General features: G+C 51.3%; 11 protein-coding genes. 4 read left to right on the forward strand and 7 right to left on the reverse strand.

Going from position 1 to position 14,771, the window contains the following annotated elements; genetic code table 11:
* Positions 1-132: 132 nt before the first annotated feature.
* From EHT25_RS31935 to rsmA, 7 genes are all read right to left on the reverse strand, one after another.
* Positions 133-1,905 carry a RagB/SusD family nutrient uptake outer membrane protein gene (locus EHT25_RS31935; protein ID WP_124879521.1) on the reverse strand — a complete coding sequence of 591 codons (1,773 nt, stop codon included), beginning with the start codon at positions 1,903-1,905 and terminating at the stop codon, positions 133-135.
* Positions 1,906-1,924: 19 nt separating this feature from the next.
* Positions 1,925-5,095: a SusC/RagA family TonB-linked outer membrane protein gene (locus tag EHT25_RS31940; RefSeq protein WP_124879628.1), complete on the reverse strand. Its 3,171-nt coding sequence runs from the start codon at positions 5,093-5,095 to the stop codon at positions 1,925-1,927.
* 478 nt (positions 5,096-5,573) lie between these two features.
* Positions 5,574-6,572 carry a FecR family protein gene (locus EHT25_RS31945; protein WP_124879522.1) on the reverse strand — a complete coding sequence of 333 codons (999 nt, stop codon included), beginning with the start codon at positions 6,570-6,572 and terminating at the stop codon, positions 5,574-5,576.
* 45 nt (positions 6,573-6,617) lie between these two features.
* A complete protein-coding gene (locus EHT25_RS31950; protein ID WP_124879523.1) occupies positions 6,618-7,289 on the reverse strand; it encodes an RNA polymerase sigma-70 factor in 672 nt (223 codons plus the stop codon).
* 423 nt (positions 7,290-7,712) lie between these two features.
* On the reverse strand, positions 7,713-8,165 hold the full coding sequence (gene dtd / locus EHT25_RS31955) for a D-aminoacyl-tRNA deacylase (RefSeq protein ID WP_124879524.1): 453 nt from the start codon (positions 8,163-8,165) through the stop codon (positions 7,713-7,715).
* A 94-nt stretch (positions 8,166-8,259) separates the two neighbouring features.
* Positions 8,260-9,612: a magnesium transporter gene (mgtE, locus tag EHT25_RS31960; RefSeq protein ID WP_124879525.1), complete on the reverse strand. Its 1,353-nt coding sequence runs from the start codon at positions 9,610-9,612 to the stop codon at positions 8,260-8,262.
* 105 nt (positions 9,613-9,717) lie between these two features.
* Positions 9,718-10,563 (reverse strand): 16S rRNA (adenine(1518)-N(6)/adenine(1519)-N(6))-dimethyltransferase RsmA, encoded by an 846-nt coding sequence (rsmA, locus tag EHT25_RS31965; protein ID WP_124879526.1) that lies wholly within the window; start codon positions 10,561-10,563, stop codon positions 9,718-9,720.
* A 122-nt stretch (positions 10,564-10,685) separates the two neighbouring features.
* On the opposite strand from rsmA, the gene EHT25_RS31970 reads away from it, so the two are divergent.
* The 4 genes from EHT25_RS31970 (at position 10,686) to EHT25_RS31985 (ending at position 14,667) form a co-directional block, all read left to right on the forward strand.
* Positions 10,686-11,300, forward strand: a complete 615-nt coding sequence (locus tag EHT25_RS31970) for a hypothetical protein (protein WP_124879527.1) — start codon at positions 10,686-10,688, stop codon at positions 11,298-11,300.
* A gap of 84 nt (positions 11,301-11,384) precedes the next feature.
* The gene (locus EHT25_RS31975) at positions 11,385-12,656 is read left to right on the forward strand and encodes a hypothetical protein (protein ID WP_229311875.1); all 1,272 of its coding nucleotides are present in this window, start codon (positions 11,385-11,387) and stop codon (positions 12,654-12,656) included.
* Positions 12,657-12,667: 11 nt separating this feature from the next.
* Positions 12,668-13,042: a hypothetical protein gene (locus EHT25_RS31980; RefSeq protein WP_124879528.1), complete on the forward strand. Its 375-nt coding sequence runs from the start codon at positions 12,668-12,670 to the stop codon at positions 13,040-13,042.
* A 128-nt stretch (positions 13,043-13,170) separates the two neighbouring features.
* On the forward strand, positions 13,171-14,667 hold the full coding sequence (locus EHT25_RS31985) for an FtsZ/tubulin family protein (RefSeq protein WP_124879529.1): 1,497 nt from the start codon (positions 13,171-13,173) through the stop codon (positions 14,665-14,667).
* Positions 14,668-14,771 lie beyond the last annotated feature (104 nt).

The raw sequence follows: 14,771 nt of genomic DNA on the forward strand, positions 1-14,771 counted from the left end.
TTTAAATAATAGTTTCGCGGACGGGGCCGCCCGGCGGTTAAGCGGAGCAAAAAGGAGTTGAGCAGAGTAAAATAAAACTTCGCTTAACTCCCTTTTTCTCTGCTCAACTCCGCGAAATAACTCTTTTACTCATCACCACCCCGGATTCTGGCCGATTTCCGGGTTCAGCAGCCGGTCGTTTTCGGGGATGGGGTAGAGGTAATATTTTTCATCCCATTTTCTGGGGATATTGCTCAGCCACGTCAGTTCGCCGGAGGTGTCGTTCGACAACCGCTGCGGATTCGGCACGCCGTTGACGGTTTCGGCCACGTTGATGTACGTAACTCCCGCCAGTTGCGTCGCCGGTTTCACTTTGTAGAACACCACGTCGTTTTTACCGTCTTCGTTCAAATCCATCGGTTTGTCGAGCGCCGGGACGTAAAAGCCGTTCCAGACCTGCTGCATCAGCTCCCCGCGTTTCCAGCGAATCAGGTCCGGGAACCGGAAGCCTTCCAGCGACAGTTCAATACCCCGCTCGCGCCGGATTTCCAGCAGCGACGGGTCCGAAATACCGGGGAAATAATTGGCTTGCAGGTACGGATCGGCAACGGTCGGTTTGGCCGTCAAACCGCCCGTGATGCCCGCGCGTTTCCGCAAAGCGCCGATGGTTTTCACCCAGTCGGCATCGGTAAAGGTACCCAATTCGGCTTTGGCTTCCGCGTAGTTCAGCAGAATTTCGGCGTAGCGCATGGTCGATATGGAATTATCATTCCGGGTTCCGCCGTCGTAATACGTATCATCCAGCGACCATTTGATGGGCATGTAACCGGTATAGGTGTACGAAAAAACCGGTGGGCCGGGCTCCACAGTCCCGCCGTTGACGCGGGTGTAGCCCGGAGTCCGGATGGTTTGCATCAGGCGTTTGTCACGCCCTTTCACTTCCTCCGTAAAGGTCATGGTTTTATACGCCGGATTAGCCGTAAAAGGCGTGCCGTCGAGGTTCAGATACGTGTTGACAAACGTGCGGGTCAGGCTGACCCGGGCGCCGTACGTAGCGCTCGTCCACCACCAGTTGGCATCATTGAAAACACTCAGCGCGGGGTCTACGACTGCCGAGAGCATGATCTCGTTCGTCACCGGGGTTTTGTTGATAAACAGTTGGCGGTAGGATTTGTCGGTTCCACCGGCTTCGTTCAGCGAAAAACCGCCGTCTTTCATCACCGCATCCGCAGCGGCCACGGCTTCTGTCAGCCATTTTTCGGCAGTCGCTTCGAGCTTGTACGACGTCTGGTATTTGCGGAACGTGCCTTCAAACAGACAAACGCGCGATTTGAACCCCTGCGCCACCGATTTGGTGATCAGCGTACGCGAATTGTCGGAGGTGGTGCGGATGTTTTGAGTGGCATAATTCAAATCTGCCAGCACCGAATCCATCACCATCGTACGCGAATCGCGGCCTTTGAACAGATCCTTATCCGTTACGTCCATTGCCTTGTTGATCCAGGGCACATTGCCAAACCGCTTCACTTTATCGAAGTAGAACCAAGCTCTGAAAAACCGGGCCAAGCCGATGTAATGCCGCCGAACATCCAGCGGAATGGCCGGATTAGTCGTATTGGCAATGAAATAATTGATGTTCCGCAAAGCTGTCCAAGACCAGCCGGTGCTTTGCCGAGGTCCGTAAGCGCCATCCCGAATGAAATCAGGTACCTGCGTCCGGGCCGCAAAATCGGCCATTTCGTCGCTCCGGATGATGTCATTGGCAGTAGGTAAATTATCGTAAAACGAGTTGGCGTATAATTCCAGACCCTTTTCGCTACTGAAAACTGCGTTTTTTGATGCGGTGGATTCCGGTACCTGTTCCAGCTCGCTGCATCCGGCGAAAAGCAGACCGGCTAGAAAAAGACTGATATGTTGTAATTTCATTGTGTTGCTGATTTTTAGGTTAGAAAGTAACGGACAAACCCATCGTGAAGCTCTTCAAAATCGGGTAATTATGCCCGTTTCCGCTGTTGCCATCCGTCAACACGCGGTCGGAAGCCGTGGCACTCTCCACATCCAGATCTTTCGTGCGTTTGTAGAGCGATGCCCACGTCAGGAAGTTTTCGGCCGATACAAAAACCCGGGCGTTCGTCATTCCCGCCTTGCTGATCAAGAGCTTGGGCAGATTATAGCCCAGTTGAATGTTTTTCAGCCGCAGATACGCCAGGCTCTGGAGGTATTTGGTTTGTTCCTGACGAAGTTCACCGGCCGCATTTTGGGCCACATACCCGCGGTACCGGGGCAGGTACGCGTTCGGATTTTCGGGTGACCAGATGTTGTCCAGATGCCAGGTTGGCAGGCGGTTATAGGGGCGGTTATATTGTCCCCAGAACGTTCCGGCTTCCGCGCCCGGCCACCAATCCTGCTTGCCAACTCCCTGTAAAAAAGCCGAGAAGAAGAAGTTGTTCCAGTCGGCGCTCACCATAATCCCGTAGGTATAGCGGGGCGTTGAGTTACCAATCACGGTGCGGTCGCCGGGTTTGTCGACCGTATTGTCGCCCGGATCGATCACGCCGTCGCCGTTCAGGTCGCGGAACTTGATGTCGCCCGGTAACAACTGGTTGGTGTTCGACGCCTTGAACAGCGTTTGCTTGGCGGAGTTCTTAATGTCATCGGCGGATGTAAAATAGCCTTCCGTCGTATACCCCCAGATTTCTCCGACGGTCTGACCGGCGTAGTAATCCGTCAAGCGCTTGTTCGGATTGTTGAACTTGTCGATTCTGGCCGTGTAATCCGCCATCGTCAACCGGACTTCGTAGCCAAACGGTTTACCACCGACGCTGGCTTTGTCGCGCCAGGCCAAAACCGCTTCCCAGCCTTTGGTGGTCAGATCGGCGTAGTTTCCTTTCGGTACGTCGGTTCCAAAAACGGCGGGCAAGGTCATCCCGGTCGTAAACATATCCGTCGTTTTTCGGACGTACGCATCGGCCGTCAACGTCAGGCGGTTATTCAGCATGCCCAGATCCAGACCGAGATCCGAGGTTGTGGACGTTTCCCAGGTCAATCCATCCGGTATTACACTCGGCTGACCGGTTTTCTGCGGCCGAACGCCGTTCAGAATCCGACCCGACTGGGAGATCGAGAATTTTTCCTGGAACGCGTAGGAAGCAATCGTCCCGTTGCCCAATGAACCATACGACCCTCTGATTTTCAGGTCCGAAATGAACTTCGGTGACACTTTCCAGAACGATTCGTTGATGACGCGCCAGCCCGCCGAAACCGAAGGGAAAAAGGCATACCGCTGACCCGCCGGGAACTTGGACGAACCATCGTACCGACCGTTCACTTCCAGCAGATACCGGTCTTTGTACGAATAATTCAAGCGGTAAAAACCACCCACAATGGCCCAGGTTTCGCGGCCACCGGCGGTTGTAATCGCCTGACCGAGAGCAAGGTTGATGTCATCGGCATCTTCATAAATCAACCCGTTCCGAACGGCCTCCAGACGGCGGTAATTCGAGGTTTCGTAGTTGTACCCCGCCAGCACTTTCACGTAGTGGTTCGCGTTGATCTTGGGTTCATATTCGGCGTAGAGGTTGGTAGCCGTGTAGAGCGTTTCGCGGAAAATGTTCTGCAAGTCGTTGGTATTGGTTCCCACGTACTCGATTACGCCCGGTTTGCGGCTGTACGGCACCGGCACCCGCGTGCGGTATTCGTTATCGTCGGTATTCTGAAACGTAAAGTTTCCTTTTACCCGTAACTGGTCACTGAAAAAACTGGTAGCGAAATCGGCGGTGTTCCGAAACACGCGCTTGTCCATATCGATGCCATTCTTTCCGTACCAGAAATCGCCAACCGTGTAAGCCGCTGAATACGAAAGCGTTCCGTCGGGATTGAACATCGGCGACATGTTGTGGCCTTCGTCCGAAATGTTCCGCCAGATGCTGCCGCCTTCGCCGACGTTCAGTGGATTGTGGTATTTCATGGACGAATAATCGGCGTTGTTCGACACCTTCAGCCACGGAAACACCTGAACCGAGCCTTTGGCGCGCAAGCTGATGATCTTGTAATCATCAGAGTTATAGCGGAACAACCCTTCCTGGTTGTAATAGCGGCCGGTTACGTAAAAATCAGCTTTTCCGCTGCTGCCCGAAACCGAAAGATTGTGTTCCGTCGCGCTGTTCTGATTTTTGTATAACTCTTTGTACCAGTCGGTATTTTCGTAGTAGACATATTCACCGGTCGTTGGATCGACCACGGTTTTGGGTAAACTCGGGTCATTGTTTCTCCGCTCCAGTTCGGCCAGATAAGCGGGCGAAAACCGGACGGTTTTGTTGACGTTCTGCGGAGTCTGCGAATAATCATTCCAGGCCGACCAGCCTTCGTTGAAATTCTTGGCAAAAATGTAGCCGTTCGTTACAAAATCCGGCACGCTCGTTGGGCTCTTGATCGAATGATTCAGCGAATAGGTGACACTGGTACGATCTTTCGTCGGGCTTTTTGTGGTGATCAAAACAACCCCAAATGCTCCTCTGGCGCCGTAAATGGCCGCCGAAGCCGCATCTTTCAAAACGGAAACCGAGGCTACGTCGTTCGGATTCAACCGGCTTGGGTCACCTTCCACGCCATCGATCAGCACCAGGGCATTTCCGCCCTGACCAATCGAGGTGGTTCCCCGAATGTTATACGACGGCGATTGAGTCGGTTTTCCGTCGCCCATTTTCAGGTTCAGGTTTGGAATCGTGCCCTGCAAACCCTGCGTCAGGTTCGGCAGCGACCGGTTATCCAGCACTTCGCTCGTGATTTGATCAACCGCGCCGGTTAGGTTCACTTTTTTCTGTGTTCCGTAACCCACAACGACGACTTCATTCAGCGTTTTGGTATCCGGTTTCAGGGAAACATTCAGGCTGGTGCGGTTGCCGACCACAATTTCCTGAGATTCGTAGCCCACAAAACTGAACACCAGCACCGCGTCAACTGTCGGTACGGCTAGCCGATACGTTCCATCGGCACTCGTCGTTGTGCCTTTTGTTGTTCCTTTCAGCACGACACTGACGCCCGGAATGCCGTCCCCTTTCTCGCCATCCGATACGCGCCCTTCGATGGTGACATCAGCGGGAACCGCTTTTTCCATGGGCGAAAGAATCAGCGGTGTACTGGCTGTCGTCCGTTCGACGGAAAGATTTTGGGATTGGGTCGGCTGAATCAGCGACGACTCTTCCCGGCCGCGCGGAGTTTCTTTTTCTTCCCGTTCGCTGGTGATGATAAACGTGTTTTCCCGGATTTTCTTGTACCGTAAACCACTGCCTTTTAGCAAGTTGTTCAGGTTTTTCTGCGCAGAAAGGTTTGAGTTCAGTGCATTCGCCGGAGCGGTTTTTCCGGTCATGAGTTTGTCTTCAAACACGATTTCGACGCGGTACTGCTGTTGCAGATCAAGTAGGGCATTTTTGAGTTGAACCGTCATTTTCCGGTCAGACGGCTGTTCCTTCTGCCGGGCATAGGCGAGGGTCTGGCTGAAGCCTGAAACCAGGCAGCCGGTCAGCAAAACTGCCAGTAGACAGGCGTTTCGTACAGGGTTTTTCATAGAGATTTGGATAGAAAGCATTTGTGAATCAGTTTTTTAGTAAAATTACATCACCACTCGGTTCGGCTTTTAGGTTGAATACTTCGGTTAAAATTTCGAGAAGTTCGTCGGCATTTTGCGCTTTGAAGTTGCCGGAAACCGTGCGTTGCGCCAAGACGCCGTCTGTGATGACGATTTTGACGCCAAAATTTTCACGAATCAGGTAGCAGACCTCCCAAAGGGAGGTTTCGTTAAAGACAAACCGATGCTCTTTGGAGCGGGCCGGCGTTGTGGGCGGGGTCAACTGCCGGAGGTGGATTTTCCCCTGCTGATTGACCGTCAGCAACTCGCCCGGTTTCATCAGCACCTGGCGTTTCTGCGCTCCGTCGGCGTAATTGATCCGGATTTTACCCCGGTTCAGTACCACATTTGTTCCACGCTTCCGGGCATAAACCGTAAACTCGGTTCCCAACACTTCTACCTGAAACTGATCGGAAGTCTTGACGATAAATGGCTGATGGTTAGGTTGGTGAGCGACATCAAAAGCGGCTTCACCGGTTAGTAAAACCTGTCGGGCGTTTCCCCAGAAACCAAAGCGCGGGATTTGCAACTGCGAGTTGGCATTTAGCGATACCCGGCTGCCGTCGTTCAGTGTAAGTGTTAGATTCTGAGCGGGCAAAGTCTGGTACGTGCGGTACAGGAATACGTTTTTTAGCGGGCTCAGCCCGATTCCCAGCACGATCAGGACCACAGCGGCCGCCAATAGACCAAACAGCGGATAGAGCGGTTTGGGGTTGGGCGCGGGTTCTTCTGCATCGGTGGGCAAGGACGTGCCGATTTGGGCAATGCGCTGGTTTAATTTTTCAAAAGCAGCTTCCGGGTCCGGGCCGTATTGCAACGATTGCGTTTCCCATTCCAGCAGCCATTCGTGAAAAGTCGCGAGATTCGCCGGATTCTTCAGCCAGTCTTCCACCGTTTGCCGTTCGAGGGGATTTGCCTGCCCGGCCAGGTACATGAAGAGCGTCTGCTTCGTCAAGGAATGCTTCATCTTCGATAATTGTTGAGGATTAGACTCGGAGACAATCCGTTTCCCTTAGTTGGGCAGCAAAAAAGAGAGCAGTAAAACCGCCAGTTGCCACTCGCCCCGCAGCGAAAGCCGCAGGTGTTTGAGGGCTTTGGACATATGGACCTCGACCGTTCGGGCCGAAATTTGCAGTTCGTCGGCGATTTCTTCGTATTTCTTGTTCTCGAACCGACTTAACAGAAAAACCCGTCGGCATTGCGATGGCAACTGACCGATGGCCTTGTTAACCGTTAAGAACAGGTTGTTAAAATGCACCTCTGCATCGGGTTGCAACTGCGGATTGGTCAGCAGGTGTTCGGTCGTAGTTTCAATGGAATCCGTTTTGCCAAATTCCTTCCGTAAATACGTATACGCTTCGTTCCGAACCGCCGTAAAGAGATAACTGATGAAGGACGTGCGGATTTTGAGGTGCGCTTCGGTGCGGTAAAACTGGTAAAAGACTTCGCTGACGAGGTCTTCGGCAATTTGCCGGGAATACACAAACCGCACCGCGTGGCTGCACAGGGGCGCGTAATAATGACGGAAAAGCAGTTCAAACCCTTTGCGCGGTTCGCTCTCGAACGTTTTTCGAAGGAACGTCTCACTGTCAAAAACCGGTACGGACGGATTCTCCTCCGGTTCGGATCGGAAGGGCAACGGGTCGGTTGAAGCGAGTGGATAGTGCAAGGTAGAGTTAATCATTGCGTCGATGAAATTAAAACAAAACAAAGACTTTTTTTAACTATTTTACCCTTAGTCTTTTTTAAGGTTTTTTGTAAAAAAAGTTTAAACCGGTTTTATTGAGCTAATTACCGAGCTGATTTGGCAGATTTTGTTATACAAGAAATAACTAAAACAATAGTTTTTTGCCGAAAAAGCCAGAAACGAAGGCGATGGAATGGCAATTGATCGCGTTTTTACCCCTATAATGGTATGGCATCAATTAGGCTGCGAAGAAAGGGGATAATTGGATTTTCCTTATGAAGGAGTGCGTTATGAAATTGTGATTTTGAACGACAGAATGATCAAAAAAGAATAACGTAAAACGTACCCACGGACTTTAGTCCGTGTTTTCTTAGTACTCGAAAAGCTAGCTAAAAACACGGACTAAAGTCCGTGGGTACGTTAGATGCGGTTTTTGGAATCGATGACAATCGTGACTGGGCCGTCGTTAAGGAGAGCTACTTTCATATCTGCACCAAATTCGCCGGTTTCGATGGGTTTGCCCAGATCGGCGGAAAGTTGGTGAATCATTTGTTCGTAAAGTGGTATGGCAACCTCGGGCCGGGCCGCATCAATGAACGAGGGGCGGTTGCCTTTTTTCGTGCTGGCGTGCAATGTAAACTGGCTGATGAGCAGGATAGAGCCGTCGACGGTTTTCAGATCCAGGTTCATTTTGCCGTCAGGATCACTGAAAATCCGCATGCCGACGATCTTTTTGCTCAGCCATTCGAGGTCTTCGCGGGTATCATCGTGGGTAATTCCCAATAAAATCAGAAAACCGGTCCCAATCCGGCCTTTTACCTGCCCGTCGATGGTAACGGAAGCTTCGGAAACACGTTGAATGACTGCAATCATAGGTAGATTGGTTTAGGGTTTACGGTGGCTGACGCGTTATACTTATCGCGCTAGCAAACACGCGTCAGCCACCGTAAACTGAAAACCGTAAACTTTAAATGCTCAATAACAAACTGGCAATCAGGAAATAAACGCCAATGCCAAGCAGGTCATTGACGGTGGTAATGAACGGTCCGGATGCGATGGCGGGGTTGATGCCAAACCGATTGAGTGCAATAGGTGTGATGGTTCCCATAAACGATGCCAGCAATACCACGGTTAGCAGGGCGAGTGAAACTACCGGAACCAGTCGCGGTTCGCCGATGAGCAGACAATAGGAACCCGCTAAAGAACCGATTATCAGGCCGTTGATCAGCGCCACCAGCACCATTTTGGCCAATCGCTGACCCACCGTGGCGCTCAACCCGGATTTTTCGGCCAGACTTTGCACAATCAGCGATGCAGTTTGAATACCAACGTTTCCGCCCGTCGATCCGATAATTGGAATAAAAGCCGCCAGAGCCGCGATTTTGGTCAGTTGTGAATTAAAGGTGTTGATGACCGTAGCCGCCATCAGACTGCCGACGGCCCCCGCAATCAGCCACGGCAAACGCGCGCCGACGAGTTTCCAGATCGTATCGTCTTCTTCTTCCACATCCCCCGTAATACCGGTAATCGCCTGAATATCCAGTTCAGCCTGTTCGGTAATGACGTCGACGACGTCGTCAATCGTTATCTGACCCAACAGTCGCCCCTGTACGTTTACGACCGGAACGGCGTCAAGGTCATACCGCTGCATCACTTCCGAAACTTCCTGTGCCGGGCGGTAGGTTTCGACAAAAATGACGTCCTCTTCGTAGATGTCGGCAATTTTGGCGTTTTTGCGCGCCAGCACGATTTTTTTCAGCGAAACCCGGCCGAGGAGTTTGTCGGCATCGTCAACGACGTAAACCGAGTAGACATTCTCCACATTTTCAGCCTGTTGCCGGATTTCTTCGATGCACTGATTCACCGTCAGGTTGATGTTGATCTTGATCAACTCTTTCTGCATCAACCCACCGGCCACGTCTTCGTCGTAATGGAGCAAATCGAGAATAAACCGCGCCTGTTCGCGGTCGCTCAGTAGGGCAATGACTTCCTCGCGGGTCTGGATGGGCTGCTCGTTCAGCAAATCGACGGCATCATCCGAATCCATTTCATCGACGTACTGCGCGAGGTCCGGCGACGTGAAGCTCTGTAAAAACTCCTGACGATCAATAACTTCCAGGTTGGCCAGAATTTCGGCCCCTACTTTCCGGTCGAGCAACGCCAGTAAATACCGGGCGGTTTCGGTATCGAGCTCGTAGAGAATGCCGGAAATATCAGCCGGGTACAGCTCTTCCATTTCGGCCCGGAGCGTGGTGTCGTCCTGGGCTTCGATAGCCGCCTGAATGTGCTCTACGTATTCTTTGGTAAGCTCGAAAGTCATGGTTTTAAAAGAATGAACCGCGCGGGCGGCCCCGAATGAATAAGTAACGATGAACAATCAGAGGAAGCGGGCCGCCGATTCAATCAGCCGACTTTTCATTGTTCATTATTCATTGTTCATTAACAACGTAAGTTGTACAAATTCTGCAACGCCCAACTGTTCCGCGCGTTTGTCCAGCAATGGGTGAGACAACATCGACTCCGGAGGGTTTAATGGTTTCAGTGCGTTGCGCAACGTTTTCCGGCGGTTGTTAAAACCCTGTTTGACGACCTGAACAAATTTCTTTTCATCGCAGGGCAAGGCTACAACCGTGTTCCGGCGGAGTCGGATGACCCCCGACTGCACTTTGGGAGGTGGCGAAAAAACGCTGGCATCGACCGTGAATTCGTAGGTAATGTCGTAATAGGCCTGCAGCAAAACGCTCAGAATACCGTAATCCTTGTTGCCGGGTGGAGAGGCAATGCGCTGAGCCACTTCCTGTTGCAGCATACAAACTACTTCCTGCACCTGCTGGCGGTGGTCCAGTACTTTAAATAGAATTTGGGACGAAATGTTATAGGGGAAATTGCCAATGATGGCAATGGGCTCCTGAAACAGTGTCGATAAGTTTTTCCGGAGAAAATCGCCCTCCAGAATCCGTCCGCGCAGCATCGGAAAATGCGCAGTCAGGTAGGCGATGGATTCGGTATCGATTTCGATCACATGCGTTGTAAACGGCAGATCGCTGGCCAATAGATATTGTGTCAGAACGCCCATGCCGGGGCCGATTTCGAGTACGGTTTTGTAGCCATTATGGCTGGAAAGTAAACCGGCAATGCGTTCGGCAATGCTGAGGTCTTTCAGAAAATGCTGACCTAAATGTTTTTTGGCGCGGACCAAATCTTTCTGAACCGAATGTTCCCGGGGGGGCGCGGTTCGTTTTGAATTTTTTCCGTAGGAACGTTCAGACATGCTCAATCGGTTTTGATACCGCAAAGGTACACCGATCCTGCTGATGGAACCGTATAAAATTCATGGCTTTCCTGGGAGATTTGGTTAATTTTACCGTTTTGTGAGTAACCAGTTATTTTTTCATGCAGAGGGGCGTTATTCATTACGATGAGTTGACCGAATGTGGCCTGTTCAAGGACGCCAGCGGCCATATCCATACTTTCCGAAAAGGCGATCCGGTTTTTCAACACGTCTGGACGTATGAAGTAGCTGAAAAACCGCCCGTTGCCGTTTCGGCCTCATCCCAGCGACCCCCGATCCCCCCCGCGATGGCCGTGGTAAAACCGCTGGTACCCACTTCCCGACCGGGTTCGACCAGTAGTTCTCCGACCAGTCGGTTGAGCATTTTGAACTGGGCCGGACTGGCGTTGTCCGGGTTGGCGTTGTTGTTACTGATCAACATTGGTGGGGAACCCCGAAAAGATGGTGTTGGTACCAATCCGAAACTGATCGACTCAATTTGGGCCGTTATCGCCGGCGTTTTGTTACTGATTCAACTAATTTATTTCAGTGTGGGCGCGGCCCGCTGGCGCATACGTACGAATTACTGGGGTATCGTCGTTTGTACAGTATTTGCCAGCGTGCTCATGAAAGGCTGCGATCATTACCAGGCCGACAAAGTAGCGGACGTTTACACGATTGTGTTAGCTATTTTACTGCTGGTGGTTTATCTGTTGCCAAAACAAAAAAACGGGTAATCGATTTATTCAGAGCTAGATGTGGGGAAATGGCCGGCCGGGAACCGGTTTCCAAACCAGATATAATACAACGTGCACAAACTAATGAATCAATCACCCCTTCGGGCAACCAGCCTGGTGTTTCTTGCGCTCCTCCTGTTTTTCCAAAGCTGCGGCCGGAAAGAGAAAAAAACCGAGAAACAGCCCGAAGCCAAACCCGCCGGAATCAGCAATATCCTGTTTTTCATGGAGACTTCGGCCAGCATGGGCGGTTACCTGAAAGGCGAAACCAATTTTAAAGTGGCTGTTTCTGAGGTGGTTACCAAACTGAATCAGATTGCCCCCGTTGAAGTCTGGACGATTGCCGGAAAACCGCAACCGTTTGTGGAAGGCTACAACCAGTTTGTGGTCAACCTGGCGACAACGCCCCTGGCGATGGAACGGAGTTCGGAACTGCATCACATTTTCAAGGAAGTAGGCGAGAAAGCCAAAGGCAATACCGTCACATTGCTGGTGTCGGATTGCATTCTGTCGTTTCCGGATGCCGAAATCAAAAAGAACCCGGAAATCAATCGGCAGAATGCGGAAAGCGTGCTGAAAAGCCAGATTAACGATCAGTTTTCCAGTCTGAAAAAGAAGGGCATCAGCGCGACAGTTTTGGCCTACAGCTCCGGTTTCAACGGAACCTATTACGATTATCAGAATAAAAAGCACACCTTGTCCGGCGAATCTCGACCATTTTACATTTGGGTTATCGGTAAACAGGAGCTCGTTGGCGACCTGAACCGGAAGCTGAACGAACTGATGATCACCAAACCGGCCAAGCAACTCGATTTTGGGGCCAGTGGGGCATTGAACCAATACGATCTGTTCTTTTCGCTGAATAAAAAAGGCGAGTGGCGTGTCGAAAAATCGGCTATTGCGGAGCTTTCCGCCAAACCGACAGCTCCGGCCGAGTTTGCGGTGGGCGTCAATCTGGGCGGTTTACCGGCCTACGCCCAGGCTGAAGAGTTTATTAAGAAAAACCTGGTGGTTACTGCACCGAGCGCTACGGTTAAGCTGGTGAATGTGCAGAAAAAAGAAAAGGTTTCGACCAATCGCCTGAAGGAACGGGAGTTGAAACTGCTCAACCAGAACACCCACGTGCTGACGTTCCGGGTTGAGAATCTGTATGACCAGAAAGCGGATGTTACCGCTAAACTGCCGGTCCGGTTCGACGACTGGTACGCGTCCGGCTGGTCGACGATGGACGACCGAACGTCCGAAAACCGGTTTAACAAAACATTCGCGCTGGTTCATCTGATGAACGGCGTCAAAGAAGCCTACCAATCATCGACCAACGATTTTCTGGTCCTGAATTTTAAATTGGAAAAATAAAAAATATCCCCATGTTTGTAACCCTGTATGAACTCTGGCTGGGCCAGAACAATGATCCTATCTACGCCGACGAAATTTTTACCCCCGTTGGTCTCATTACGCTCTTATTTTCAGCCGGTTTGGCGGCTTTGTTTTACCTGATTCTGGGTCGCTGGAAATCGGTTTTTTACCGGACTTCCCATTGGATCATTACGCTGGTCGTTGCCGGTATTTTTGGCTTCGGTTACGCGCTCTGGTTTGCGCTGGATGCCACCGATGCCGAGAATACCGACAGTTACATGCAGGGCTTTGGTGCCGTAAACTTATTGTACGCACTAATTTACTTCTTCATTTTTTCGTTACTCCTGAAGCGGTTTTCCATCTTTGCGAAACGAACTCCCTTTTAATTCTTCTGAACTGGGATTACGCGGATTAAAGGATTAAGAGGAAATTCTTCGGATTTAAAAAGCAGGAATAGGTAATCCCAGTTAATCCTTTAATCCGCGTAATCCCAGTTCAAGACGGCTTTTTGTCTATGAAACTATTTCTTTTTGGTATCGGCGGCACGGGCGCCCGCGTTCTTCGGTCGCTGACCATGTTACTAGCTGCCGGGTCGAAAACACCTGCGGATCTGACCATCATCCCGATTCTGCTCGACATGGATATGCAGAACGGCGATACGGAACGGGCCTTACGGGAAGTTGAACTCTACCGCGCCATTCGCCGGACGGCGTATAAAGATACCGCGGCCAGTCAGGGAAGCCAGACGGAACGACGGACGTTTTTTGCGACTCCGTTGCAACCACTCGGGACACTTCAGGCCGAAAATGCGCAGGAGAAAATCGGCGACTCGGTGTTGCCCAAACTGACCGATCACGAAGGCACTTTCGAAGAGTTCCTGAGCGTCAGTAACATGGACGACATCGACCGGGAACTGCTGAAATTGCTGTATGACAACTCGGCCAAACCGACCAGTGCGGAGCTGAAACTCAATCTGTCGGTTGGTTTCAAGGGCAATCCGAACATCGGTAGTGTGGTGTTCAATGCGCTGGAAGATTCGGCGGTTTATAAATATTTTACCGGCGCGTTCAACGACCAGACCGACCGGATTTTTGTGATCAGTTCCATTTTTGGCGGTACGGGCTCGGCCGGTTTTCCGCAACTGGTGAAACTGCTGCAGCATCCGAGTCAGAAAATCCAGATTCGCAATGCGAAGAAAGGAGCCGTGACGGTGATGCCGTATTTTGCATTGGAAGAAAACAACCAGAGTGCCATCGATCAAAACCGGTTTTTGTCAAAAACCAAGGCGGCTCTTTCCTATTACCAGACGCAGGTGAACCTGGATGCGCTCTATTACATCGGCGACCGGCCCGGCAGTAAGCTCTATCCCAACGTCGAAGGTGGTTCGAAGCAGACCAACAACGCCCACGTGGTCGAGATGCTGGCGGCTGCGGCTATTCTGGATTTTGCCAATAAACCCGATGCCGAATTCGGTGATGCGAAGCGGTATTTTGAATACGGTTTGAAACGCAACGACCGCACGCTCGATCTGCCGCATTTTTACGACCAGACCTACAACGGTTTGCTCGAACCCCTCATCCGGTTTGCCTACGCAACGAAGTTTTTTACGGATTTTGTGCCCGCGAACCTGGGCGAGGCCTTTGCCAAAAACCTGGCGCTTTCCCAGAACCTACGCACCAATACGTTTTACACTTCGCTGGAGAATTTCATGACGCACCATTTCAAAAACTGGCTGAACGAAATGGCGCAGAACGACCGGGCGTTCTTTCCGTTCGACCTGCCGAACGAGTTCAATGCGATGGTGCGCTCGAAACGAATTGAAACCAGTTTTTTCGATAAGGGCCTCAGCGACAAGTTTTTGCGGGATCAGGCCGGGAAGATTGAAAACACCCTGCAGACGCCCTTTCCCCAACCGGAAATGCGGTTTATGCAACTGCTGATTGATATTGCGGAAAAAGCCCGCGAAAAGCTCGGCCCGCTGAACCGGCAGCTTTCCGATGCTACAGTTTAAAAAGTTGTTTCGCAGAGTTGAGCGGAGGAAAAGGGAGTTAAGCAGAGAAAAGAAAAATAAAACCTCAGCGTAACTCCCTTTTCCTCCGCTCAACTCCGCGAAAC

The sequence above is a fragment of the Larkinella rosea genome (genome assembly GCF_003858635.1).
GTDB lineage: Bacteria > Bacteroidota > Bacteroidia > Cytophagales > Spirosomataceae > Larkinella > Larkinella rosea.